At 38.0% G+C, this 26115-nt stretch carries 21 protein-coding genes and 1 riboswitch; of the genes, 9 read left to right on the plus strand and 12 right to left on the minus strand.

From position 1 onward, the window contains the following. Positions 1-114 precede the first annotated feature (114 nt). Complete coding sequence (locus L2B55_RS05840) at positions 115-759, minus strand: trimeric intracellular cation channel family protein (RefSeq protein WP_237849583.1); 645 nt, start codon at positions 757-759, stop codon at positions 115-117. Between the two features lie 400 nt (positions 760-1159). On the opposite strand from L2B55_RS05840, the gene L2B55_RS05845 reads away from it, so the two are divergent. Together L2B55_RS05845 and L2B55_RS05850 are read left to right on the plus strand one after the other, a co-directional pair. Next, on the plus strand, positions 1160-2089 hold the full coding sequence (locus L2B55_RS05845) for a hypothetical protein (protein ID WP_237849586.1): 930 nt from the start codon (positions 1160-1162) through the stop codon (positions 2087-2089). Positions 2090-2451: 362 nt separating this feature from the next. Next, positions 2452-4068: an IS1634 family transposase gene (locus L2B55_RS05850; protein ID WP_237849589.1), complete on the plus strand. Its 1617-nt coding sequence runs from the start codon at positions 2452-2454 to the stop codon at positions 4066-4068. A gap of 254 nt (positions 4069-4322) precedes the next feature. Here L2B55_RS05850 and hppD read toward each other — a convergent pair whose 3' ends face one another. Further along, positions 4323-5474, minus strand: a complete 1152-nt coding sequence (gene hppD / locus L2B55_RS05855; protein ID WP_237849592.1) for a 4-hydroxyphenylpyruvate dioxygenase — start codon at positions 5472-5474, stop codon at positions 4323-4325. Positions 5475-5632: 158 nt separating this feature from the next. Continuing rightward, positions 5633-6799, minus strand: a complete 1167-nt coding sequence (locus tag L2B55_RS05860) for a homogentisate 1,2-dioxygenase (protein ID WP_237849595.1) — start codon at positions 6797-6799, stop codon at positions 5633-5635. 315 nt (positions 6800-7114) lie between these two features. Here L2B55_RS05860 and L2B55_RS05865 point away from each other — a divergent pair, with 315 nt between their 5' ends. Further along, positions 7115-8113, plus strand: coding sequence for a fumarylacetoacetate hydrolase family protein (locus tag L2B55_RS05865; RefSeq protein WP_237849598.1), 999 nt, complete (start codon positions 7115-7117; stop codon positions 8111-8113). A gap of 117 nt (positions 8114-8230) precedes the next feature. Beyond that, positions 8231-9127 carry a flavin reductase family protein gene (locus L2B55_RS05870; protein WP_237849601.1) on the plus strand — a complete coding sequence of 299 codons (897 nt, stop codon included), beginning with the start codon at positions 8231-8233 and terminating at the stop codon, positions 9125-9127. A gap of 161 nt (positions 9128-9288) precedes the next feature. On the opposite strand, the gene L2B55_RS05875 is transcribed toward L2B55_RS05870, so the two are convergent. The 7 genes from L2B55_RS05875 to L2B55_RS05905 form a co-directional block, all read right to left on the minus strand. After that, positions 9289-9531 carry an SdpI family protein gene (locus L2B55_RS05875; RefSeq protein WP_237849604.1) on the minus strand — a complete coding sequence of 81 codons (243 nt, stop codon included), beginning with the start codon at positions 9529-9531 and terminating at the stop codon, positions 9289-9291. 429 nt (positions 9532-9960) lie between these two features. Beyond that, positions 9961-12033, minus strand: a complete 2073-nt coding sequence (locus L2B55_RS05880) for an insulinase family protein (protein ID WP_237849606.1) — start codon at positions 12031-12033, stop codon at positions 9961-9963. A gap of 21 nt (positions 12034-12054) precedes the next feature. Continuing rightward, the gene (locus L2B55_RS05885) at positions 12055-13374 is read right to left on the minus strand and encodes a M16 family metallopeptidase (RefSeq protein WP_237849608.1); all 1320 of its coding nucleotides are present in this window, start codon (positions 13372-13374) and stop codon (positions 12055-12057) included. A gap of 219 nt (positions 13375-13593) precedes the next feature. After that, complete coding sequence (gene rpsT / locus L2B55_RS05890) at positions 13594-13848, minus strand: 30S ribosomal protein S20 (RefSeq protein ID WP_237849610.1); 255 nt, start codon at positions 13846-13848, stop codon at positions 13594-13596. Between the two features lie 254 nt (positions 13849-14102). Next, a complete protein-coding gene (locus L2B55_RS05895; protein ID WP_237849612.1) occupies positions 14103-15128 on the minus strand; it encodes a homoserine O-acetyltransferase family protein in 1026 nt (341 codons plus the stop codon). Positions 15129-15443: 315 nt separating this feature from the next. Beyond that, a riboswitch (SAM riboswitch) is annotated at positions 15444-15542 on the minus strand. Between the two features lie 165 nt (positions 15543-15707). Continuing rightward, the gene (gene dnaN / locus L2B55_RS05900; protein ID WP_237849614.1) at positions 15708-16832 is read right to left on the minus strand and encodes a DNA polymerase III subunit beta; all 1125 of its coding nucleotides are present in this window, start codon (positions 16830-16832) and stop codon (positions 15708-15710) included. Positions 16833-17057: 225 nt separating this feature from the next. Further along, the gene (locus L2B55_RS05905) at positions 17058-17522 is read right to left on the minus strand and encodes a hypothetical protein (RefSeq protein WP_237849615.1); all 465 of its coding nucleotides are present in this window, start codon (positions 17520-17522) and stop codon (positions 17058-17060) included. Positions 17523-17753: 231 nt separating this feature from the next. Here L2B55_RS05905 and L2B55_RS05910 point away from each other — a divergent pair, with 231 nt between their 5' ends. The 5 genes from L2B55_RS05910 (at position 17754) to L2B55_RS05930 (ending at position 23174) form a co-directional block, all read left to right on the plus strand. Continuing rightward, on the plus strand, positions 17754-18209 hold the full coding sequence (locus tag L2B55_RS05910; RefSeq protein ID WP_237849617.1) for a YbhB/YbcL family Raf kinase inhibitor-like protein: 456 nt from the start codon (positions 17754-17756) through the stop codon (positions 18207-18209). A gap of 60 nt (positions 18210-18269) precedes the next feature. Then, positions 18270-19229, plus strand: a complete 960-nt coding sequence (locus L2B55_RS05915) for a CapA family protein (RefSeq protein ID WP_237849619.1) — start codon at positions 18270-18272, stop codon at positions 19227-19229. Positions 19230-19426: 197 nt separating this feature from the next. Then, positions 19427-19942 (plus strand): hypothetical protein, encoded by a 516-nt coding sequence (locus tag L2B55_RS05920; protein WP_237849621.1) that lies wholly within the window; start codon positions 19427-19429, stop codon positions 19940-19942. 500 nt (positions 19943-20442) lie between these two features. After that, on the plus strand, positions 20443-21498 hold the full coding sequence (locus L2B55_RS05925; RefSeq protein ID WP_237849623.1) for a medium chain dehydrogenase/reductase family protein: 1056 nt from the start codon (positions 20443-20445) through the stop codon (positions 21496-21498). A 296-nt stretch (positions 21499-21794) separates the two neighbouring features. Beyond that, positions 21795-23174 (plus strand): alpha/beta fold hydrolase, encoded by a 1380-nt coding sequence (locus L2B55_RS05930; RefSeq protein WP_237849624.1) that lies wholly within the window; start codon positions 21795-21797, stop codon positions 23172-23174. A gap of 478 nt (positions 23175-23652) precedes the next feature. Here L2B55_RS05930 and gldG read toward each other — a convergent pair whose 3' ends face one another. Together gldG and gldF are read right to left on the minus strand one after the other, a co-directional pair. Continuing rightward, positions 23653-25341, minus strand: a complete 1689-nt coding sequence (gene gldG / locus L2B55_RS05935; RefSeq protein ID WP_237849626.1) for a gliding motility-associated ABC transporter substrate-binding protein GldG — start codon at positions 25339-25341, stop codon at positions 23653-23655. Positions 25342-25374: 33 nt separating this feature from the next. Next, positions 25375-26103 carry a gliding motility-associated ABC transporter permease subunit GldF gene (gldF, locus tag L2B55_RS05940; protein ID WP_237849628.1) on the minus strand — a complete coding sequence of 243 codons (729 nt, stop codon included), beginning with the start codon at positions 26101-26103 and terminating at the stop codon, positions 25375-25377. Positions 26104-26115: the final 12 nt, after the last annotated feature.

The raw sequence follows: 26115 nt of genomic DNA on the forward strand, positions 1-26115 counted from the left end.
TTTGGAGGTTTAGGTAGAATTTTTTCGAAATAAAGGAAGAAAAATAAGATAATCAATAGCGGTTTCGGGGTGTATCATATTTTATTGAAAAAGGACTTGCTTGTAATTACAATTTTACATTTGTTTATGTATGGCTTTGGTTGTCCAGTTAAATTTAAGAGCAGAGAAGCGGAATAAAAAAGATGCTCCAATAGCAACAATGGCAGCAATTTGTGCATTAATCTTAAAGCCAGCTCCCAAAATTAGAAAAATGATGATGGCAACAATTGATGCAACCGAATAATAATGTCCAGGTTTGAATAATTTAGGTTCTTCTTTGGTGAGCAAATCACGAATTAATCCACCGCCAACAGCATTGATAAAGCCAATGATAAATGCAGCAAAAAGACCCAAATCCATAGCTATGGCTTTTTGCGTCCCAAAAACAGCATACATTCCCAGTGAGATCGCATCAACAACAGAAGTAGTAAACTCCATTTTGTTGTTAAACTTATAAAAATACATCCCAGCTGTACCTGCCAATAATACCATTACTATATACCGGTAATCAAGCAATATAGCAGGAGGGCCATGTTGCAGTAAGATGTCGCGTATTACGGCCCCTCCGGTGCTGGTTACCATAGCGAGTATAAATACACCAATAAAATCATACTTCATATTTATTGCCTTAACCGAACCAGAAAAAGCAAATAGAAATGTGGCAAGCAGGTCAAATAAAATAGGTAATTGGTAGGTTCCTTGAAGCGTAATTTCATCCATAATTATTTCAGATTCTTAGGTCGTAAGATACATCTTTTATCTTTTTGAGGGTTTTAATTTCTGAAGCCCCTTCATTTACATCAACCCGAATGCCTTTATTTGTTTACTAAAAATTAAAAAATAGTATAATTAATTATACATTATTGTATTGAAATGAATTCATAATAATTTATAATTATATTCTTGAAAAACTTTCAAACAGCTGATTGTTAAATAAATAGCTGTTTTAGACTGAAAGTTGTAAAGAAGGTATGATTTATGAGTACTTGCGCTAAGGTTGTTTTGTAGGTAGCTTGTATTCAAAAATCAATCATTCTTAGCTCTCCAAAGTTACCCCTACTGACCCAAAACATTTTGATTGGAGGTGATAAGCTAACCAATCTGCCGAATTTTAATATCTATGAAATGTGTTATTTTATTGGGTTTTATTGCTTTCATGCACCAATCAGTTTGCGCACAGCGTATTTTGTTTAAGGAAAGATCAGCAAATGGGGCCACCACCGAACGTTTTGGTAAATATGTTGATGGAGTAGTGCAGTTTAGTTATTGTCCTTTAAATGTAGTTCAGTACTCAACCCACAATAGTTTTACTTCCATGTCCCAATGGACTTCATCCCCTTCAGGTGCAATTTATTGGACAAATGGTTTTGCTATTTATAAATATGATTTCGAGTTAGGCAGAAATCAGTTAGTTATAGATAAACTTTTTAGAGTAACACAATTAGTTGCCACTGATAAGCATATTTATATTGTCAGTCATCCAGATCAATCCTTGGATGCGCTTAGTAGCCGATATGCAAAAGGGCAGAAGTTGTTACGAATTAATACAACTACTGGAAAGAGAGAGCAGATTTCTGTACCTGATTGGGTGAATTTTGCCAATCTGAGTATATCAGCTGATGAAAACACTATTTCATTCATTCATACAATTAATCATGATGATGAGTCGCTGCAGGAACAACAATTTTGTTTGTATAATTTAGTTTCCAAAAAGGTCTCGATAATTGATCAGGGACAGTTTACCAATAATGAACATTTTGGAATATCTCAAATGCAGAATTCATCTGTTTGGTTAGACAGTAATAGGTTGTTATACTACAAATGTGAGGGTGGTAAAGCTTCTGGTACCATATTTTATTATGATATAAACAACAAAACTCATATAGCTTGGTTAAAGAGCATTGACGATAAAAATATTACTGGATTTAGTTATAGTAACCGATGGTTTTATTTTTTCGACGGGCAAAAGGTTTATAAGACAAAGGATGGGATAAATCGTGAGGTAATGGTGGAGTGGGGAGCCCAGGAAGCATTTTTAGTTAAACAATAAAATTATTTAATAGAAAATTCTTCTGGAAACGAATACCCTTAAGGGCTGATCAATGGTTTTATTTTTCAGATGGTCAGTATCTTCAGCACTAAAGACGGTATAAATAAAGAAGTCGTTGAAGGTGATATGCAGGACTGTATGGGTGAAAAATTAATAATTAATTAAGACTTTAACTTTAATGGTTATAAAGAATAGCTAAGTTTAAAAGCAAAGGCCGGGTCATCCGGCCTCTTGAGTTTGACAGCACTATTTTCTAAAACCTCATTTTTAGGTATGCAGGGCCCATTTTTGGATTGATTTTTCAAAAAAGTGTAGTGTGCCAACTTTTTGTTTTTTCCCTATAGGGACTTTAGATTTGGCCCATGGCCTTTCTAAGGGTAGAAAACAAGAAGTCAGGAAAATATTTACGCATCGTTGAAAGCTATCGCGATGAGAGCGGAATAAGCCGTCATCGTATTTTATATACCCTTGGTAAACTGGAAGACTATACACCAGAAGAGCTAAAACGTATCGGCTCAAAACTTTACGAACTTGGCGGAGGCGACCTGAAAGATCTTCTGGAAATTACCACGGGCGAAAAAGCCCGTTTCAATTATGGTTACTTTCAGGTTTTCTCCAAAGCCCTGTCCCATTATAAACTCCCCCGTTTATTCGGGCAGATCGGCAGCAAGCATAAACTTGGCTTTGACCTGCAGAATGCTGTGCTGTTAATGATTCTTGAGCGCTTGCAGGATCCCTGCAGCAAACGAAGCTCCTATTTCAACCAAAACGAATACCTGGGCATTGAGAAAGTAGAGCTGCAACATCTTTACCGTTCTTTAGATAAGCTGGCCGATTATAACAAAGCGATCCAAAAGCAGATCTATCAAACGGGCCGGGATTTATTCAATCAGCAACTGGATGTTGTTTTCTATGATGTCACCACACTTTATTTTGAAAGTGAACTAGAACAAGAGGGGGCTTTACGACAAAAGGGCTTTAGTAAAGATGGTAAGATTGGTACTACCCAGATCTTGTTTTGCCTGCTGATTGACCGGGATAAACAGCCTATAGGGTATCAGGTATTCAAAGGCGACACGTTCGAAGGTCATACGTTTGAAAAAGCGGTAAAAGACCTGAAGAAAGACTATCAGATCAATCAGGTGATTGTAGTGGCAGACCGGGGGATGCTTTCCAAAAACAATCTTGATGTTACCACCGAAAGCGGGTATGAATTTATTGTAGGCGAAAGGTTAAAGAAGCTTCCCGGTTCCCTCCAGGATTTCCTGCTGGACTTGAAGAACTACCATGGAGAATGGAGCTATAGCGATCATGAAGATCAGCTTGTTATGGTTCGCTATGCAACGATCGAATATCAGGGAAGGGTGATTATTGGGACCTATTCGGCTAAAAGGGCAAAAAAAGATGCCCACGACCGGGCAGAAAAGCTGCAGACAGCCGAAACTTTATTATCCCGCCCCGAACTCCTCAGTAAAAAGGCGGGTCGTTTCTATTTGAAAAAACAAGGTTCACAAACCTATCAGCTGGACCAGGAAAAAATAAAACGCGATGAACGTTTTGACGGCTTTCTGGCTATTGCCACTAACAATAAGAGTCTCTCGGTAAGTGAAACGCTGGAGCAGTATAAACACCTTTACAAAATTGAACATACCTTCCGCACATTTAAATCCCATCTGGAAACCCGTCCAATGTCTCATTGGACAGATAAGCGGATAGAAGGTCATATCTGCCTTTGTTACCTGTCCTATACCTTACTGAACTTCACCTTGCTAAAACTGGAAAAAGCCGGGTTCAAGACGACCGAAGGAAAACTGCGGAAACTTCTCGATAAAATGCAGGTGAGTTTAGTGGAGCAACAGGACAAAAACTATTTCCTACGATCTGCAGCCTCTGAGGAAGAAACTGACTTTCAGCAGAAACTTGGCCTAAAATCGCTCCCTTCAGTATTGAATGTAGCCTCCTTGAATCAATATCTTTAAAATCAACCACTTAGCTATTTCTTGTAGTGTGCCTGATTTTTCGTATCTATTTGGTTATAAATATTTTATGTTATTTTGCTGTCAAACTCAAGAATAAAGAAGTCGTTGAAGGTGATATGCAGGACTGTATGGGTGAAAAATTAATAATTAATTAAGACTTTAACTTTAATGGTTATAAAGAATAGCTAAGTTTAAAAGCAAAGGCCGGGTCATCCGGCCTTTGCTTTATTTAAACAAATTATAAAAGGTTCAAATTATAGGTTACCACGACGAGCTTGCTCCAATTCAATTGCTTCGAACAAAGCTTTGAAGTTTCCTTTACCAAATGAAGTGGCACCTTTACGTTGAATGATTTCGTAGAATACAGTAGGGCGATCTTCGACCGGTTTAGTAAAGATTTGTAACAAGTAACCTTCCTCGTCACGGTCCACTAAAATATTTAAGTCTTTAATAGCCTGAATATCTTCATCAATTTGACCTACACGTTCAAAAAGGTTTTCGTAGTAAGTGTCTGGAACAACAAGGAACTCAATTCCGCGACGGCGAAGCTCTGAAACGGTATGGATGATATCGTCAGTTGCCAAGGCCAAGTGTTGAACTCCTGCCCCATGATAATAATCGATATACTCTTCAATTTGCGATTTCTTTTTACCTTCGGCAGGTTCATTAATAGGAAATTTTACAAAACCGGAACCGTTAGAAACTACTTTCGACATTAATGAAGTGAACTCGGTCGAAATGTCGTGGTCATCAAAAGTGATTAACAATTTGAAACCTAAAACTTCTTCATAAAACTTAACCCACTTGTTCATTTCACCCCATCCAACGTTTCCAACACAGTGATCGATGTATTTTAAACCAACTGGAGTTGTTTGAACTGGAGGGTTTTTAACCTCTACGAAACCTGGTAAAAATGCTCCTTTGTAGTTTTTACGCTCAACAAAAGTGTGAATTGTTTCGCCATAGGTTTTAATAGCTGAGATTTTTACCTCACCAAACTCATCAGTTAAAGTTTTGGTTTCAAACTCAGGTTCTGCACCGCGTTTTACAGTTTCTTGGAAAGACTTTTCAGCATCATCAACCCATAAAGCCAATACTTTTACTCCGTCTCCGTGTACTCGAACGTGCTCTGATATATAGCTGTTTGGATCAAATGAAGTAGTTAACACCAAACGGATTTTCTCTTGCTGCAAAACATAAGAAGCTCTGTCGCGAACACCTGTTTCTGGTCCGGCATAAGCTATTAATTTATAACCGAAAGCTATTTGGTAAAAGTACGCCGACTGTTTTGCGTTACCTACGTAAAACTCTACGTGATCGGTACCTAATAAAGGTAAGAAATCTGTTGCCGGGTTATGGTCTTTATGTAATTCTTGTAATTTATTCACTGTTTCAGCTGTTGCCATGATTTTAAAATTTTTAAGTTGATAACTAGTTATTGGTTTTGCCCAGAGCGTATATTTTTTAGGAGAAGATTCCTCCTTTTGCATTACCACATGGCTAAATGTTCACTTAAAACGGCTAATAACTGCATGTTTTGGTTATTTCTGTAATCACTTAATACTTATTCAATATTTTCCTGCCAAGATTTAAAGTAATCTGGATCTTCAATTTCAACGGCCTCTTCTGTAATCATTAGCGGACGGAACGGGTCAACCATCACAGCAAGTTCTTCTGTAGCATCTTTTCCAATACTTTTTTCTACTGTGCCAGGATGTGGTCCATGAGGGATACCTCCCGGATGTAAGGTAATCTGCCCTTTTTCTACACTTTTACGGCTCATGAAATCACCATCAACGTAATACAACACCTCATCCGAGTCCACATTACTGTGGTTGTAAGGAGCCGGAATAGCTTCAGGGTGATAATCGTATTTACGAGGACAGAAAGAGCACACTACAAAATTATGTGCTTCAAATGTTTGGTGTACTGGAGGTGGTTGGTGTACGCGACCGGTGATTGGCTCAAAGTTATGTATTGAGAATGCATAAGGATAATGATAGCCATCCCAACCGGCAAAATCAAATGGGTGAGTGCCATAGACATAAGGATAGATCAAGCCTTGCTTCTTAATCAATACTTTATAATCTCCGTATTCATCAAAAGTTTCCAAATCCTGTGGGCGGCGAATATCACGCTCACAGAAAGGTGAATGCTCCAATAGCTGTCCAAACTCATTACGATAGCGTTTAGGAGTGCGAATCGGGCTAAATGATTCAACAATGAACAAACGATTGTTTTCATCATTGAATTCAAGTTGATAAATAGTTCCGCGTGGGATGATCAGGTAATCACCATATCCAAACGGGATTTTACCGTAACCGGTTTTCAATGTTCCTGAACCAACGTGGATGAAGATCATCTCATCAGCCTGACTGTTTTTGTAAAAATAGTCAGTCATTGATTTACGCGGCGCTGCCAAGGAGATATGTAAATCGTCATTTACCAAAATCGGCTTGCGACTTTTTAAGTAATCATCTTCAGGTTTAATCTTAAAGCCTTTTAAGCTCGTATGTCGCAAATGTTTTTTACGTGCAATTTTGGGTTCAACTGAAAAAGGTTCTTCAGTTGCTTTTACAATTGTTGGCGGATGACAATGGTATACTAATGAGTAGAGGTTAGAAAAACCTTCAGTTGATACCAATTCCTCAGCGTACAACTTTCCATCAGGTTTACGGAAAACTGTGTGGCGTTTTGCCGGAACAGTGCCCAAACTATGATATATAGGCATATGAAAATAAAATTTAACGAGGTTAAATAAACTGGTTATTGATTGTCAGTGAATTACACTGAATTAAATTTACAAAGAATATAGGGGAAAGTTTAGAAAGAATATTGAGCGAAAACAATTTTAGCAACTAACTCCTTACGGAATAACGCTGTAATCCAGCGGCTTCCCGAAAGTAAAAGTTGTTGTGTTGCATTTAAAATCATTTTCCTATGTCCTGAAATAAAGTTGGGCTAATATAGAAATTATTCTGATTAAAACGTCAATAGGCAGTTCGCATAAAAATTTATAGCTTTGACCACCATAAAAACCTACTCAATGAAGTTAGTTAGCTATAAAACAGAAGACCGTGAACATCTTGGAGTGTTCATCAATGGTCATATTTACAATTTGCATTCATTAAATAAAGCCATTCCTGATAATATCATCGCCTTTTTACAAGGTGGAGATGAGTTGATGGAGAGAGCTAAGCAAATTGACGCCGATATTAAAGACGGTAAATTAGAGGCGAAGGAAGAGATTTTCTTTGAATTATTGGCTCCGGTTCCTAATCCAACCTCGTGTCGTGATGGATATGCTTTCCGTCAACATGTGGCTGCAGCTCGTCGTAATCGCGGAGTGCAAATGATTCCGGAGTTTGATCAATACCCTATTTTCTATTTTACCAATCATAATGCCGTTCAAGGACCTGGAGAAATTGATTGTATGGCAGATCATTTCCAAAAACTTGATTTCGAGTTGGAGGTTGCTGTGGTAATTGGGAAAAAGGGACGCAACATTAAGGCTGTTGATGCTGATGAATATATTGCGGGCTACATGATCATGAACGATATGAGCGCTCGTACACTGCAAATGGAAGAAATGTTGTTGAATTTAGGTCCAGCAAAAGGTAAAGATTTCTCAACAGTGATTGGTCCGTGGTTGGTTACTCCTGATGAACTTGAATCGTTCAGGGTGCCTGCAAAACCTGGTCATATTGGAGCTAGCTACGATTTAAAAATGAAATGCTGGGTAAACGGCAAACTAGTGTCGGATGGATCAGTTGCTGATATGGATTGGACTTTTGCTGAAATTATTGAGCGTTGTGCTTACGGTGTGGATATTTTACCGGGTGATGTTATCGGTTCGGGAACAGTTGGTACTGGATGTTTTCTTGAACTAAACGGTACAGGTAAATTAAACGACCCGAATTATCAAGAACAATGGTTACAAGATGGTGATGTTGTGGAAATGGAAATTACCGGCTTGGGTGTTTTAAGCAATACAATTAAAGCTGCTGATACTGACTTTTCAATCTTAGGGTTGAAAAAGAAATAAATCTAATTTAAATGGACTATTGCGTCTTTACAACTTCGGGAGAATATCTCGTAAGGAGTAAAGACGCAAAGTTTTTTCCTGCAGTCTTCATTTATTATTCTCTCATTTTGTATAATCATGATTTCTCTCGACATAAAATCGCTTAAACCTGCTGAAGTACAAAACTATTTGCAGCATGCTATTGCTCCTCGTCCAATTTGTTTTGCTTCTACAGTTGATGCAGAAGGTAACCCTAACCTGAGTCCTTTCAGTTTCTTCAATTTATTTAGTTCCAATCCTCCAATTTGTGTGTTTTCACCAGCGCGTAGGGTGCGTGATAATACAACAAAGCACACTTTGGAAAACGTGAAGCAAGTACCTGAAGTGGTAATTAATATTGTTTCGTACAATATGGTACAGCAAACTTCACTTGCAAGTACTGAATACCCAAAAGGGGTGAATGAGTTTGAGAAGGCTGGCTTTACCATGTTAAAATCAGATTTAGTGACCCCAATGCGTGTGGCTGAATCACCAGTTCAATTAGAGTGTAAAGTGCGTGAAGTGATTGCACTGGGAACTGAGGGTGGTGCCGGTAATTTGGTGTTGGCTGAAGTGGTGAAAATGCATATCAGTGAACATATTATGAAAGAGGATGGATCGGGAATTGATCAACGCAAGGTAGATCATGTAGCTCGTTTAGGTGGCGATTGGTACTGCCGAGTTACTCCAGAATCATTATTTCACGTGGCTAAGCCTCTTACAACCTTAGGAATTGGAGTTGATAAAATTCCTTCATCAATTAGAAATAGTAACGTGTTAACTGGTAATAATTTAGGTCAGTTAGGTAATGTTGAACATTTGCCAACCGAAGAGGAAATTGAGGCAGTTAAGCTTATTCCGGAAATTAAAGATATTTTTGACTCATTTATTGGAGATAAGAATACGCTTGAAATCCACCTTCATAAAAAAGCTAAGGAATTGTTAGACAAGGGCGAGGTTCTGGAAGCCTGGAAAGTACTACTTTCTCTAAATTAAATCAGCTAAAAAATTAATCGAGACGGGCCAAAGAATTCAGCTTTTGCTCGTCTTTGTTTTTTATTAGCTTTCTGCGTTCTCCTGAACTTGTGAAAAATTTTTTAAATGCTTCTCTGTTAAGATAATATGTGATATTGTCGATACGAGAACTGTGCTTAAACCTAAAAAAAACTGTTTTCCCTAAAACTGAATAAGTAGAATAAGGCCATTCCGATTGATAATTGTATTATCCCTGATATTTGCAGAAACTGTGCTGAATAGTTATTGGCAACTGTCCATGTATCATGATTTAACATGGAAGAAGTTGTTCTGTATCCATAGATACTGTTTATGGTTTTAGGTGGATAAACTTTCTTGATTATTCCTGCGATTATAAAAAAGGGGCCGGCTAATAATGGATTCATAGCAAATATTTTTAGGGTAATTCATGCCTTTATTTTATGCTCATCGGTAATATTTAGAACACAAGCTTTATGTATTTCCTATGAAATTTTCCGTTTTCTTTATAAAGAGACTTTAAGCCTTGACTACGAACTTGTCTTAAACAGTATCAAAACTTTTGTATTCATTTGAGTTCAACTCTTTGAAATTCTTACATTTTAATGAATTAAATTCACTAAAAGCAGCTTCTTTTTAAAGTGTATTCAATTAGATCAATTTTGGTTCCAGTTTGTTGATTGATAATGTTTTATGTTTAATAATTTATGTTAATTGTAGTTTTATAGGTGTTCTGTTTGATAATTGTTAATCCATAACATAAATATCAAAAAAAGCAGGGGCTACCTATGTATACACTAGGCAGCCCTTGCTATGGTTAATAAGGATCTGAAAAGCTATTTAAAATCAGCTTCAGAAATACCTTGGTTTACTTTTACTTCATTTACCTTCATGTCAATTTGCTGTTGCCCAGCAGAGATGGATATGGCATGTGGAATTAACACACCATTTACCAGTTTGTAATCTGAGAATTCAGATGACTGAGTCATCTCTTGTCCATTAGGTAATTTAACGCTTATTTCTTGTTTGAGTAAAAGGCCGGAGTTTACATCAAAATACTTAAAGCTCACATTGCCTGATGGAGAGGTTATCTTCACCTTGTAAACTTCTTTATCGTTTACTTTATCAGTTCCTTCAATCGCCAGAATAAATTTGTCAGCAGCGTAAAATAACTCAGGGAAAGGTGTGCGTTCTTCTTTCTTTTTTGCAATTTCATCAGCTTTTAATGGCATTTTTTGTCCTTGCCTTTCATTATATCCATTCGATCCATCGAAGACTGACTTCATTAATATCATTCCGTTCATGCTCATGATATTGGCTTCTTTATTAGGAGCCATTTGTTTCATGGTTGCATTTAAAGTCATTCCTTGCACTGAAGCTTCTGCATTAACTAAAACAGATTGAATACTTTTTACTTTTTCAGCCCCACCAATTGCTTGAATATATTTATCAATTAGCATTTGTGGGGTGATGTTTGTTGTGCTTTTCTTTTTACTTTTATCAACTGAATTAGCGTATTTATCGAAATAGTTTACTTTATAGCCAAGTTTTTCCAATTTCGGTCCAACTTCGGCAGCTTTCCCTACTACTACAATTCGTGCTTGGTTGGTTAAGAAATACTTTTTGGCCACACGTTGAATATCATCAGCAGAAACAGCGTTGATTTTTTGCAAGAAAGTTTCGTAGAAGTTCTGAGGTAAACCTTCTGTTTCAATGCTTAAGGCATTTTTGGCAATAGTTGCTTTGTCTTCAAGACTCATGGCAAAACTACCATTGTACATATTCATTACTAATTGGATAGCTTCAGGAGCCGCTTTCTCGTTAGCTAAACGATTCATTTCATAAAGAATCTGATAAACGGCGCTATCTGCTACTGCATTACGAACGCTTGCAGTGGCACCAAAGCGCGCTCCAAAGCGATTTGACCCTACTGAAGAATAGGAGCCATAAGTATATCCATGCTTTTCACGTAGGTTTAAGAATAAATAGCCATTTGAACCGCCTCCTAAAATTTGATTAGCAATAATCAGAGCAAAGTAATCAGGATTGTTTTTCGTGTTTTCGACAATATTGGTTATTGTTATTTCCGATTGCACCGCATTAGGAACATCAACCAGATCCACTTCCGTAGTGGCAACATTTACAGGTTTTTTTAATGCAGGTTCATTTAGAGTACCAGGCTTCCAGTTGCCAAAATATTTGGTGGCTAGCTTTTTAGCAGCATCAAGCTTAATGTCTCCAATAAAAATTAGGTATGATTTATTGGGGATGAAATTTTCTTTGTAAGCTGCTTTTACATCGTCAAGTGTAATTCCGTTTAGTTTTTCTTCTGTTTCGAATTCTCCAAATGGGTGATCTGTGCCGAAAGTTAAAGCAGGAACAACCCTTTCCGAAATTGCCTTGGCGCTCTTTTCATTAGATTTTAATCCGGTAACGGCCTGTGACTTAATTTTGTCGAAAGACTCCTTCGGAAATGAAGGGTTTAGAGCAGCATCAGCCATCAATTCAAATGCTTTATCAAAATATTTGGTTAAAGCAGAAGCGGATGCGCCGCTGGCTGAAGCTCCAACGCTAGCTCCCATAAAGTCAACTTCTTCATCAAATTGAGCCTTTGTGCGAGTAAGTGTACCTTCATTTAACATTGAACTCATTAAACCAGAGACTCCTGCTTTAGCGCCTTCAACTTTAGGTATGCGGTTAAAAGAAAGTGTTACAGAAACTTTAGGCAATTTATGATCTTCTACCAATAATACTTTTATTCCGTTTGGTAAAGTAAATGTTTGAGGTTTACCTAAATTTATTACCGGAGCAGGCCCTGCAGCTGGTTTTCTGCTACGATCAATTGTTTGTGCAATAACTGAGGTACAGATTAAAGCAATTACAGCTGTACTCAAAAATATCTTTTTCATGATTTTGTCAGTTCTAAATAATTATTGGGTGCTTTTTGGTAAATAATACAATAATACGCGTTGATTAGGGCTTAAGTATTTTTTAGCCACATCCCTAATTTCTTCGCGTGTAATAGAACGATAAATATCAATTTCAGTATTGATCAAGTTGGTGTTTTTGTGGAAAGTGTATGCGTCAGCAAGGTTGTTGGCAATGCCTTCTACTCCTTTGTTGGCACTAACAAAATTGTTTTCCATAATGTTGCGCAGCTTTTCAAAATCCCTTTCCGAAACTAATTCGTTTTGTATCTTTTTAACTTCCTCATCTATATCCTTTAACAAATCATTAAGACTCGTATTGTTATTAGGCAGGGCATAAGTAATATATGCACCATAATCTTCTAATGAGTAATTAAATGCACCAACTTGTAAGGCATTTTTCTTGTCGTCAACCATTTTTTTATACAAGCGAGAGCTTCCTCCTTCTGATAAAATAGTCGAAATCATATTTAAAACATAGGAGTCTCTGGTTTTCATACCAGGAACACGATACGCAGTAATAATAGCCGGCAATTGAATGTTAGCATCATAGACGCTGTCAATAATAGGTTTAGAGATTGGGGCTTCAGTAACTTGTGGTTGCATTATAGCTGTACCTTTGGGAACTGCCGAAAAATATGCATTAATAAGTTTCTTGGTTTTTTCTGTTTCAAAGTCTCCCGCAATTATCAAGCAGGCATTGTTAGGGGCATAAAACTTTTTGAAGAAAGCTTTGAACTCATCCAGTTTGGCTGCGTCTAGATCTGCCATTGATCCGATAGTTTGCCAATGGTAAGGATGATTAGTAAATAAACGTTTAAATACTTCCTCTGCAAAGCGTCCATATGGCTGGTTGTCAACTCGCAGGCGCTTTTCCTCTTTTACAACTTCGTTTTGTGTTTTAACCCCTATATCATTAATTACCGGGTGAAACATGCGCTCTGATTCGAGCCATAAGCCTGTTTCCAGCTCATTTGAAGGTAACACTTCATAATAATAGGTACGATCTTGGGTTGTGTTAGCATTGTTTTGTCCACCAGCCTGTGAAACAATTTTCATGAACTCACCCCGCTTAATGTTATCTGAGCCTTCAAATAACAAGTGTTCAAAGAAATGGGCAAACCCGGTGCGGCCAACAACTTCGTTCTTTGAACCTACATGGTACATTACTGAAACTGTAACAACTGGCGCAGAATTGTCTTTATGTAAAATTACATGTAAGCCATTGTCAAGATCATACTCTGTGAACTCAACTTTTTGGGCATAAATAGATGAGCTGAAGCCCCAAAAGAGAGCAATAGCTCCAATTAGCCTTTTTTTCATATAAATTAAATAGATTAAATTGAAGGTTAAATTATGCCGCTAATTTAGAAATTCATATAAAGAATGTATACAAAACCTTGACGGTATGTAAAATATTACACTAAAATAAATGTAAAGGTGATTTTGAAAGGGAAGAGGATGTCAGGAGAATATTGGAACACAAAAAGCTCAATCCTAAAGGATTAAGCTTTTATGTATATCGTAAGTCAAAATTATTGACTAGCTTAATTTGCTTACAAACTTAGCTAACTTAGATTTGTTGTTAGCAGCTTTGTTTTTGTGAATAACGTTTTTCTTAGCTAAACGATCTAACATAGAAGAAACTTTTCTGTAAAGTTCAGTAGCTTCTGCTTTACTGTTCATTCCACGTAATTTTTTGATAGCGTTACGAGTAGTTTTAGCCTGGTAACGGTTTCTTAAACGTTTAGTTGCGTTAGCACGAATTCTTTTTATCGCTGATTTATGATTTGCCATGATATTATTAAACTCTTTTCTAAAAGGACTGCAAATATAGAGGTATTAATTTAAAATGCAAACTACATTTTAAAAATTAAGCTATTGTGTTTTAGTTCTATTCCGCCGATGCAAAGATATAAAAACTGTGATCCTTTAGGCATAAAACCTGATATTAATTTTTTATGGATTTATCTGATGTTTCTTCATTAAATTCATGCGGTTTTTGATAGGTTATTTTAATTAAAAACCGCACGAAAGGGGATTTTAAACGACTAAATATTTACTACGGACGAGTAGAAATTAGAAATAATTTTATCTAGTTGTTCCCATTCTATTAAGAACCCATCGTGCCCAAAGAAGGAATCAATTTCGACATACTTGGCGTTGTTTATATGTTGAGCCAGAAACTTTTGCTCACCTGGTGGGAATAATAAATCAGAACTTATTCCAACGCTAAGTGTCTTAGCCTTGATTTTTGATAGTGCCAATTCAACTCCTCCACGGCAGCGTCCAACATTGTGTGAGTCCATAGCTTTACTTAGGTGCCAATAGGAAAATGCGTTGAAGCGTTTCACTAGTTTATCACCCTGGTAAGCCTGGTAAGAACTTGCTTTATAATCATCAATTTTATTAATGTCAGCCTCTTTTTGAGTGATCTTGTATGCATCATAATGGCGATAGCTTAATAGGGCCATAGAACGCGCTGCTTTCATGCCCGCCAATCCAGCATCAGGACTGTTGTTTTTCCATGTTGAGTCGGCTGTAATGGCTAAACGCTGACTTTCATTGAACGCTATGCCCCACGGAGAATGGAATGCATTGGTAGCAATTAAAAATAGGTTCTTAATTAAATCAGGTTGTTCTATAGCCCATTCCATAGCTTGTTGGCCACCCACTGAACCACCGATTACAGTATGAATTTGATCAATTTCAAGATGCTTCCTTAAAATATCATGAGCTCGTGCCATGTCCCGGGTTGTTACCTGCGGAAAGGTATGATAATAAGCTGTTCCGGTTTCAGGATTAATTGATAAAGGGCCTGTTGTGCCGTAACAAGAGCCTAAAATATTTGCACAAATAATATAATGCTGTTCAGGATCGAAAACTTTTCCAGGACCAACCACTCCACTCCACCAATCACTTACATCGGCATTAGCAGTTAATGCATGGCATATCCAAATAACATTGTCTTTTTCTCGGTTTAATTTTCCTGTACTGAAATAAGTAATGTCTATTTGGGATAATACAGCCCCAGATTCTAATTCAAATGGGTTGTTATACGTAAATTTCTGAATCATCAATGCTATTCTTCACTAAAAACAAGTATCTGAAATTAGAAACCTCGGATGCTTGATTAATTTAACTTAATTATCTATTCTCAAAAAAGCTCTTTGTTCAATTCTATTTGCTCTATTAGTTACAGGATGATGTTATCATCGTTTTTACATTACCAATATTTTCTACCTGTAATTTTAAATGATAAACCCTCAATAATTTGAAGAATGATAATCATTGTAGTTACTGGTTAACGAAAAATGCGTTATTTCTAGCGAAATAATGGCTTTGTTAATGCGAACTAATAAAAGTTGAAGTGTTTGTTTCATTTGCTGTAACTTTTATATCTCCCCAAAGGGGCAGGAAGTGGCACCTTTCCAGTTTGGGGGTTGCCAGAGGGTCACAGAGCCTGTTCTCTCGCCTCTTCTGTATAAGAATTCCAGTTGCTCAGAAAAGCAAAGAAGTAATTCGAAGGTCAAAGATAAGTTTATGGTTTTCAGAATTCCAAATTTATTTTGGATTGAATTTATTGTGGAAAACAAAAAGCGGCTGTTTCAGATCAAATGAAACAGCCGCTTTTTGTAGTATTAAAATTCTTTAATTTATGCATAAGTATTTAACATAACTGGCATAACCAGCATTAATACATCCTCATTTTCTTCCTGGTTAGTAGGGAAGAGGATGCCTGCACGGTTAGGAGTTGACATTTCGAGAATTACCTCCTGGCAGTCAAGGTTGTTTAACATCTCAATTAAAAAGCGAGCGTTAAAGCCAATTTCTAAATCTTCACCATTGTACTGACAGGTTAAGCGCTCGTAAGCTTCGTTTGAAAAGTCTAAGTCTTCTGAAGAAATGTTTAGTTCGCTCCCTGAAATTTTTAAACGTACCTGGTGGGTAGTTTTGTTCGCATAGATTACCACGCGTTTCAATGAACTTAAAAACTGAGCGCGCTCAATGGTTAACTTATTTGGGTTGTTTTGAGGTATAACCGCTTCGTAATCAGGGTAGCGCTCGTCAATTAAGCGACAAATTAAGCTGATGCTATTAAAACGGAAAAATGCACTGCTGTTGTTGTAGTCAATTTGTACAGCCACATCTTCTGCCGGTAATGAACTTTTCAATAAGTTCAAGGCCTTTTTAGGCAAAATAAAAGATGATGCTGATTCGGCTTGTGTATCTGAGCGACGGTAGCGAACCAATTTGTGTGCATCCGTAGCAACAAAGGTAATGTTGGACGGCGTTAATTGACAGTAAACCCCAGTCATCGCCGGGCGTAACTCATCATTTGATACAGCAAACAAAGTTTTGCTAATTGCTTCGGCAAGTACAGAGGCGGTAATTGAAATAGTGTTAGCATTTTCAACCACAGGAATTTTAGGAAAATCATCTCCGTTTTCACCTGCCAATTTATATTTACCATCACCGGCGTTAATTTCAACGGCAAACGAGTTATTATCGATAGTGAAAGTTACCGGTTGTTCAGGCAAGGTTTTCAGCGTGTCTAGTAAAATACGCGAAGGAATGGCGATTTTACCGTTTTCTTTTGCTTCAACTGGTAAGCTAGTGGTCATTGAAGTTTGTAAATCGGTAGCCGAAACAGTAAGAGTACCATCGTTAATTTCAAATAAAAAGTTCTCCAAAATTGGTAAAACTGTATTACTGCTCAGCGCTCCGCTGATTGCTTGTAATTGTTTTAATAAGGTACTTGTTGAAACAATAAATTTCATGTGCGTATGATTAGTTTTTTATCGCCCTAAAGCATTTATACAAAAGAAAAGTTAATACAAATGGCTTAAAGGCTTGTTTCGTATCTGTGCTATTCTGGGGCCTAAAATAGGTCTAACTTTTAACAATAAAAAGTTGAAAGTATCAACGTTTGGTTAATAAACCAAGTAACTGAAGTGCTAAAGTTTTAAACAAAACGGGCGGAAATGTTAAAATTGGCCCAACTGTTAAGAAATTAAATGAATTAATGAGGACTTGAAGATGTAAATCAACGCTGACCAAAAAGCTATCGCGATCATAAAATGACCTAGTATTTTTCCTTTATTGTGGTAAAAACGGGTTGCCAAAATGCAAGCGAGCGGAATAGTGATCAGTATCGGAGCTAAAAATGCGATACCCCATAGACCATAATCGTCTCTCAGTTTAACTATTAAACGGCGATGTTTTATACTGCGTTGCTTTTTTTCTTTAGGTGGATGAGTGATGGCCTTTTTTAATGCAAGCCGGTGAAAGAATTGATACATAACATCACCGAAAAAGATAAATGTTGAAGAACCAATAAAACCAGCTGTTAAGCCAAAGGTCATAGCTTCCAGGAAATTATAATCTTCTTTGGTGATGAAAACAGGGTAAAAAAAGAAAAACTTAACCGATGAAAGCAGCAAAAAGCTTATATACTCCAATAATTGCATGATTTCTTAAGAGCGCTGATGGAAAAATGATTTCTATAATTTACGAAAAACAAGGTGATAAACTACTAAGATTTGAGAAGTTTTTTCGGGAGGTAAATTATGTAAAAAGAGCATTTTTGAAGTTTCTGTGTTTAGTTTTTGAGGTGGTGTCAGGTTTGATTGTCAGTGTTTTGTTTGGTAATTTTAACATTGTGTTTTATTTCCAAATGTTCATTATTAATACGATTACCAATGAACGTAGCAGTAAAAATGGCCTTAGCTGTTTCGAGTCGTGTTATCAAGCAAGGCGGAATGATTCCTGAAAAATATACCTGCGAGGGAATAAATGTGAATCCTCCCTTGACAATTAAAGAAATACCTGAAAATGCACAATGCCTGGTTTTAATTGTGGATGATCCCGATGCTCCTATGGGCACCTGGAATCACTGGCTTGTTTGGAATATCGATACGGATGAAGAAATCAAAGAAAACTCAATTCCGGGTATAGAAGGGATAAACGATTTTCGACAACATCATTACGGAGGGCCTTGTCCTCCATCAGGCACTCACCGATATTTCTTTAAAGTGTACGCCTTGAATAAACTGTTAAAATTAAAAGCCGATTCACGAAAGGAAAGCCTGTTAGAAGCAATGGAAAATCATATTGTTGCTTATGGTGAGCTGATGGGGACATATAAAAGACAATGATCATATTAAAACTACATATGTAGCGGCAATAGAATTATTTCTTCCTGTTAAAAGAATCGTGTGAATAAGGAGGATCGACTATTTATTGGTTTTACCGGCGATGTAATGATAGGAAGGCTGGTTAATAGCCAAATTAAAAATAGCAATCATAGCTATGTGTGGGGAAATGTTTTGCCACTGTTGCAAAGCACAGATTTGAACATTATCAACCTTGAAACAGCTTTAACCCGCAGTCATGATCTGGCCTTAAAGACCTTTAACTTCAAAGCTGATCCTGAGCATATCTCCGTATTAACCAAAGCCCGAATTGATGCCGTGAACCTGGCAAATAACCATGTGCTTGATTATGGTGTAGCCGGATTGTGGGATACAATTAAAATGCTTCAAATGGCAGGAGTTAAATATGCTGGCGCCGGCGAAAACTCTGCTGCTGCAGCCCGGCCCGCAATATTTACCAAATGTAACATTCGGATTGGCTTATTGGGATTTACGGACAATGAACCCGGATGGCAAGCAACAGCTGATACTCCCGGTATTAATTATGTTTCCGTGGGAGATACTGAAAAGATAAAAAAAGATATAGAATCGGTCAGGGAAATGGTTGATTTATTAATCGTTAGTATTCATTGGGGACCTAATATGCGTGAACGGCCAAACACCCGATTTGTTGATTTTGCACACTTTATGATTGATGGTGGGGTAGATATTATTTATGGTCATAGTGCTCATATCTTTCAAGGGATAGAATGGTATAACGGAAAACTTATTATGTATGATACAGGGGATTTTGTAGATGATTACAAGGTTACTCCGGCGTTCAGAAACGACCTTTCCTTTTTCTTTGTTTGTGAAGTGGATAAAAAAGAAATTAAGGGTTTAAAGCTGTTTCCGGTTTTGATTTCGAATTGCCAGGTTAATCTGGCCACAGGAGCAGACTACAAATGGGCTATTTCGCATATGCAAATTCTCTGTTCCCAATTTGACACAGAGGTGATGGAGAATGGTGAAGTTTTACATTAAAAAGGGATATTGAATAATTGATAATAGTGCTTAATGTCCACTTATTGATGAAATACAAGGCATAAAGCTTTTACCTGTTTATTCCCCTGGTGCACCTAAATTTGAGTTCTCAGTCATTGTAACGGACAGCCAAACCAACGATATTGAAAAATTTAATTAAACGAAATTTAAACGGAAAGAAAATACTAATTCTGTTCATGCTGACAAACATCGTGTATGCAATTATGATTACAGTAACTATTCCGAAAGTAATGAACTTTGCAGATGGAATGAAGTTGTTAGATATGTTGCCGACAGGCTACAATGAAGATTACGTTAATTCTCTTTTAAATGCCTTGGGTTCAGACGGTAGAAACGCTTATTTATTTCAGCAAATCCCGTTAGATTTAATTTATCCTTGTTTATTTGGAGTGACTTATTGTTTGGTTTTTGCATTTATCATAAAGAAAATTAACAAAGAAGACAGCTTTTTATTCTATCTCTGTTTTGTACCTGTTTTTGCGGGCATCTTTGACTATTTGGAAAACATCGGAATAATTACAATGTTGAAAAGTTATCCCGACAATTCCACGATAATGACGCAACTGACAAACATCTTTTCAATTTTGAAAAGCACATTGACGGCAATTTATTTTGTAACATTAATAATCGCATTACTGACACTATTGACAAAATATATTATATCCCGAAACGAGAAAACAACGCACAGCTAACACGATTTTACGTCAGGCGGGCTGACGTGCAAGCTTGGAGCTTTGTGCTACTATTCAAGTTCAGTGCTTATTGACAGTTTTGTGCTCCGAAACCCGCCCGAACGCAACGTCCGAAAACGTTACACGCCACTTTTAATAGGCAATTTTTGTGCTTTTTGCGGCAGACCTTTCGACAACCAAACGCATAAATCCTTAGACTTTTTCGCTTGACTTTAATTTACAACCAGCAAAGCGGTTAAAAGCTTTGTGTTCACTCGGAGCGGAGTTGACCTCTCTTTTAGTGGAGTTAATCTCGCTTGGAATTAACCTTGAGAAGGAGCACATATGTACAGCTTCAGATGAATGATGTTTGTCATTCCCACAGTTGATCTTCGTCAGAAATTTTCAGTTTTTTTTAAACTATCTTCAAAAAGTTGATAGATCATTAAACCCTTTCTTTACAAACATCAAAAAGCCGAGTATATAAACCCGCATGCATGGCACTATTGGGGGAATGACTCATGAAATATAAGCGCATTTTCATCACTCACTACGGCGGACCTGATGAACTCCGCATAGTTGAAGAAGAATGTCCTGAGCCAAAGAAAGGTGAAGTGAGAGTAAGAGTACTGGCTGCAGGCGTTTCTTTGCCCGACGTTATGATGCGGGAGGGTATTCATCCTGAAACGCCCAGGCTACCCTTCACACCAGGTTGGGATTTGGTTGGTGCGGTAGACCGTCTTGGCGACGATGTTTCAGGAATTCAAACAGGTCAGATAGTTGCTGCGCTCCCCATCTTTGGCGCATATACAGAATATGTCTGCTTGCCACAAAGTAACCTGGTTCATGTGCCACCCGGGCTAAATGCCGCTGAAGCCGTTAGTCTCATTTTGAACTACGTCACCGCATATCAAATGCTGCACCGTACCGCGAAAGTCAAAAAAGGGCAAAAGGTCTTGATTCACGGAGCTGCAGGCGGCGTGGGTACAGCCCTCCTGCAACTTGGACGCCTCGCCGGGTTGGATATGTACGGTACATGTAAATCAAAAGATGCAGGGGCCGTTTCCGATATGGGCTGTATTCCCATTGATTACGAGCACCAGGATTTTGTAAAAGAAATTCAACGCCTTACCGGCGACGGTGTTGACGCTGTCTTTGAAAGCATCGGTGGCTCCCATATCTGGCTTTCGCGCAAGACCCTACGGCGTGGCGGGAAAGTGGTAGCTTTTGGGCTTACCGGCTCGCTGCAGGGGGGACGATCGACTTTAGGTCGTCAGGGTAGTCGTCAACGCTACCGTGCGATCTCCAACTTCGGATTGTACATCGCCCTCAGTTGGATACTCCCCGGTCGCAAACGAGTGGTCCCCTATAGCATCCAGTGGCTCATGCGACTGAAACCGGAGTTTTTTCGACAGGATTTGATGGCATTGTTTGACCTCCTAAAGCAGCAAAAAATCAAACCGCTCATCGCACAGCGATTTCCACTTGCTGATGCCAGAAAAGCACATGAACTACTCGGAAAAGGGGGAGTGATGGGTAAGATTGTGCTTATGTGCAACGGGGCATCAATTGAATAAGGAACTGCGAACGTTGGCTGATTAATAGAAGGTGAGGGTTGAACCCTGCAGAAAAAGCGGGGCAACTTTGTTCTTACAACCTAATAATAACTTTACGTCACGGCGACTAAGACACATGTGCTTTCATCGTGCCTTCGGCAAACCCATTGGGCGTCATATTTAGACAACAGTCCGTAATTTGAAAATAAATTTTACTCGCTCGTTCGCATCATCTCTTTTACTGATTAACATCATTTTTTTAATTGATAAAGTTCTTTTCTTGCTGTGTAGTTCTTACCTATAAATGAAATATTAAAATGATCAATTCAAAGAAAATCGCCGGATTGGTTGGTCCGATTAGTATTGCACTCACTATATCCGAAATGTCGAGTTTTCATATCTGGACTGTCAATATCGCTCCTGTTATTTATCTCAATGGAACTTTATTATTTGTTGCAGGACTTTCCATCATCCGTGTGCACAACCATTGGAGAGGTTGGCCCGTGTTGGTTACGCTTACGGGCTGGTTTTGTATTCTTGGTGGCCTGTACAAAATGTTTGTTCCGGAGGCACCCCAAGCACCACAAAATACTGCAACATATGTAGGACTGGGGATTCTTTTTGCCATTGGAATTTTTTTGACATTCAAAGCCTACGGCAGAAAAGAAAGCGATACCGGCACTTCAAAAATTAGGTATGCTGTTGTCTTTTGCTTATTGTTGCTCTCTGTTTTTCAAGTACTGTTATTGACCATTCACATACATGTGCCAAGAACAGTACAATTTGATTCTTCGCTTCCCTCAGTAGAAATTAACGGTTATAAGTACCATATGGAAATCTTTGGTTCTGCAGACTCTACGCCGCTTATTGTGGTACACGGCGGGCCGGGGCTTGATTACGAATATTTGAAACCTTTAAAGGAACTGTCGAATGATTATCGAGTTATTTTTTATGACCAGAGAGGCACCGGTTTGTCTCCACGGGTAGATAAAAAACTTCTTACGATAGAACAAAACTTAGATGACCTGCATTCGATTGTGCAGCATTTTTCCAATGGTAAAAAAGTAAAACTCATTGGCCACTCCTGGGGTGCAACGCTGGTGGTTGGATATTTATCAAAACATCCCGAAATGGTTTCTCAAGCAGTAATTGTCGAGCCTTTTATTCTCTATCCCGGTGCTCCGGTAAAAGAATGGGTGGTAAAATTTAAAAATATGGGTTCTATGGTGTCTTTTTGGGAAATTGGTTCAAGCGTCATTTATTACCCCTTTGTCAGTAAAGAAGATGGACAGGAGGGCTATGAGTATGTCGGAACCAAAATAGCTGGTAAGAATAAGCCTGGCCCGCCCTACAATTGCCCAGGACAGGACTTACCGACGAATATATTTAAGCGGATAGGATACGATGCATATAACACTATTTTAAAGCCTGTAATGGATAACCCTAATTCTATGAGGTATGATTTCACTAATGGAATTGCAGCCTACCATGGTGATTTGTTGTTGATGAGTGGCGAATGCAGTATTCTTGGGCCTGCCTACCAGGAAAAATATACAATTCCAAAACTACCGCCACAAACTATTCACATAAAAGCCGCAAACATGGGGCATCACATGATTACACTGAATACAGACTGGGCTCTCAAAACTATAAGGAAATTTTTAAACCATAATAATGGTGAAGAAACATTAAAGTGACTGAACTCTATTAGAAATGGAAAACTATTTTTTGACCTTGCTACAACATAAATAACCAGAGTGGGCGACGTGCAATTCTGAACTTATTACCTATTACCTAATTAATAACTTTACACCACGGCGGAGGAGGACGCAGGTGTATTCATCTCGCCTTCGGGCAAGCGCAATCCGTTACACGCCACTTTTAATCGGCAATTTTTGTGCTTTTTTCGGCAGACCTTTCGACAACCAAACGCATCCTTAGACTTTTTCGCTTGACTTTAATTTACAACCAACAAAGTGGTTAAAAGCTTTGTGTTCACTCGGAGCGGAGTTAACCTCGCTGGAGTGGAATTAACTTCGCATTGAGCGAAATTGTGTTCATTCAACGGAGTTGACCTCACTTTTAGTGGGGCTGACTTCACTTTTAACTCGGAAGACTTGTTAGTTAATACTACCAGCCAGCGACCTATTCCTGCAATACATCTTTTCCATTTAACTACACCGCATATTTCCTTCTCCTATAAAACGAATGCCCGATAGCAAACAGCAATACCAAACCCACCGGAACAATAGTATTGATTAACTGCCATTGTAGGCGTTGGGCACGAATCTTTTCTTTGTCCAACAACCTGATTTTAATTTCTTTGGTACGAAGTGTCAATAAACCAGAGTCATCACTTAAATAATCAATGCTGTTTTCAACAAACACCTTGTTGGCAAAGGTTTGGTTGGTGTATTTATCAAAACCTAAAGGGAAAATTTGTTTGTCCAAGGCTGATACATCATTTCTAATCACATCACCATCGGCTACAATAATGATCTTACTTTCTTTATTTTCAGCTTTAAAGGGAGTACTTAAATCGGCACCTTCAATGTTCCGGTTATTGAAGGTCGAACTGAATTTACCTTCCAACAAAACGGCGGCATTTTGAACGCCGGCTTTAAATTGGTTAGGATCCGGTTCTTCCTGTACACTGGCCAGTGAAAGCATGGCCGGTACCTTTGCCTTGCGCGTATACGGCGAGGTAGTTAATAAAATGGTCTTTCGAATGTTTTTATTACCGATTGTGTCAATAGAATTGGTGAACTGACAACGAACAGCGTCTAAATTGCGAACGATTGGATGACTAGATGTCGAAATCAATAATGGGTAATAAATCCAGGGTAAAAGTTCTTGTTGAGCCTGATTGCCTTCTCCTAAAATAACCGGGATGCGTGCGCAATACACATCTTCCACTAAATCATAGTTAATACGAACACCGTAACGGAATAGCTGGTCATCCAAATTCAAACTCAAAGGGTAAGCCAATGACATGCCTCGGGTTCTGATGCTGTCCGTTTCGGCATTAACCTGGTCGAGCAGTAAGAATAATCGTCCACCATTTACTAAAAACTGATCGAGCTTGTATTTTTCGGTTTCGGCAAAAGCTTTAGTAGGCTTAGCAATAACAAGAGTCTTAAACTTTATTAAGTCCACAAGTTTTACCTGATTTAAATCAATACTGCGCAATTCGTAGGATTGGGCCAGGGTGCGACCTATGTCTGATAAATGCTGATAATCGAGTTCATTATGTCCAATGGTAAACCCTATTAAGGATTTATTTTTTTCTGAAAGTTTCTTAATAGAGGAGGCTAGTTGGTACTCAATGTTTTCTATGGAGGAGTTAATTGCTTCTTCCTGAGTGCCGGCACCTGCCCGGCTACTGTTTTGTAATAAATTTAAAGGTAATTGACGGCCTTCATAGTGAACTAATGCTCCCGGAATGATGATTTTTTGTGTATTGCCCTTGTCGGTTTTCATCATCAGGTTGGTAGGATGTAAACCCTGTTTTGCCAACGAATCAATCATTGCATTCTGTTGTTCCACATTGGTTGAAGCTATTGGATCAATAAAGTTGAAATAGAGTTTACCCTTTGAATAGGCCTTAAACTCATCAAGCATTTCCAATGTCGATTTTCTTAAACGTTTGAAATTGGCAGGCAATTCCCCGTCCAGGTAAACATTTACTACCACTTCGTTTTCGAGCTTAGCAAGTATGTTTTTGGTAGTTTCTGATAAGGTATATCGTTTCTCCTTGGTAAAATCTATTCGGGTGAAATATAATGAAGTGAGCCAGTTGATAATTATTACAACAGCGATAAATGCTGCCAGCTCGAGTATATGTTTTTGTTTTAAATTTTTCATTTAATTAATCAACTATTAATTACAAGTTATTAACTACCATTTTCTGGCCGACAGAACTGTTTTAGTGGCTGCCAGAAAAACGGCTGTAAAACTTAAAAAGTAGAATAAATCACGTGTGTCAAGCACTCCTCTACTAATTGATTGATAGTGTGCGTTAATGCCAAGGTTAATGAGTATGGTTGAAAAAGAACCTAATGAAGTGATCGAGCTCAAAGATTCGAAACCATTAAAGGCAATAAAGCAGATAAATACTGCAATTATAAATGCTACAATTTGATTGTTGGTGATGGATGAACTGAAAATGCCAATGGCAGTAAAGGCACATCCTAATAGCAATAGTCCAATATATGATCCTAATACAGCACCGGAGTCGATATTGCCAGGAATGGCTCCCAATTCATGAACCGAAAAATAATATACCAGAGTAGGTATTAATGCAAAAATTACTAGTAATAATCCGGCACTAAATTTACCCAGGATGATTTGCCAATCGGTAACTGGACTAGTAGTCAGTAGTTCAAAAGTTCCTTCCTTTTTCTCTTCTGCAAATGAACGCATGGTAATTGCCGGAATCAGGAACATAAACACATAGGGGGCAATGTAGAAAAGACTATCGAGGCCTGCATACCCATAATCCAAAATGCTGGAATCTGGGAATACCCATAAAAACAGACCTGTTATTACTAAAAAAAAGATAATGGTAACATAGGCTACCATCGAACTTAAAAATTCTGAAATTTCTTTTTTGAGTATAGTGAACATTAATAATTGTCG

The organism is Solitalea lacus, assembly GCF_022014595.1.
In the GTDB taxonomy this organism is placed as follows: Bacteria; Bacteroidota; Bacteroidia; order Sphingobacteriales; family Sphingobacteriaceae; genus Solitalea; species Solitalea lacus.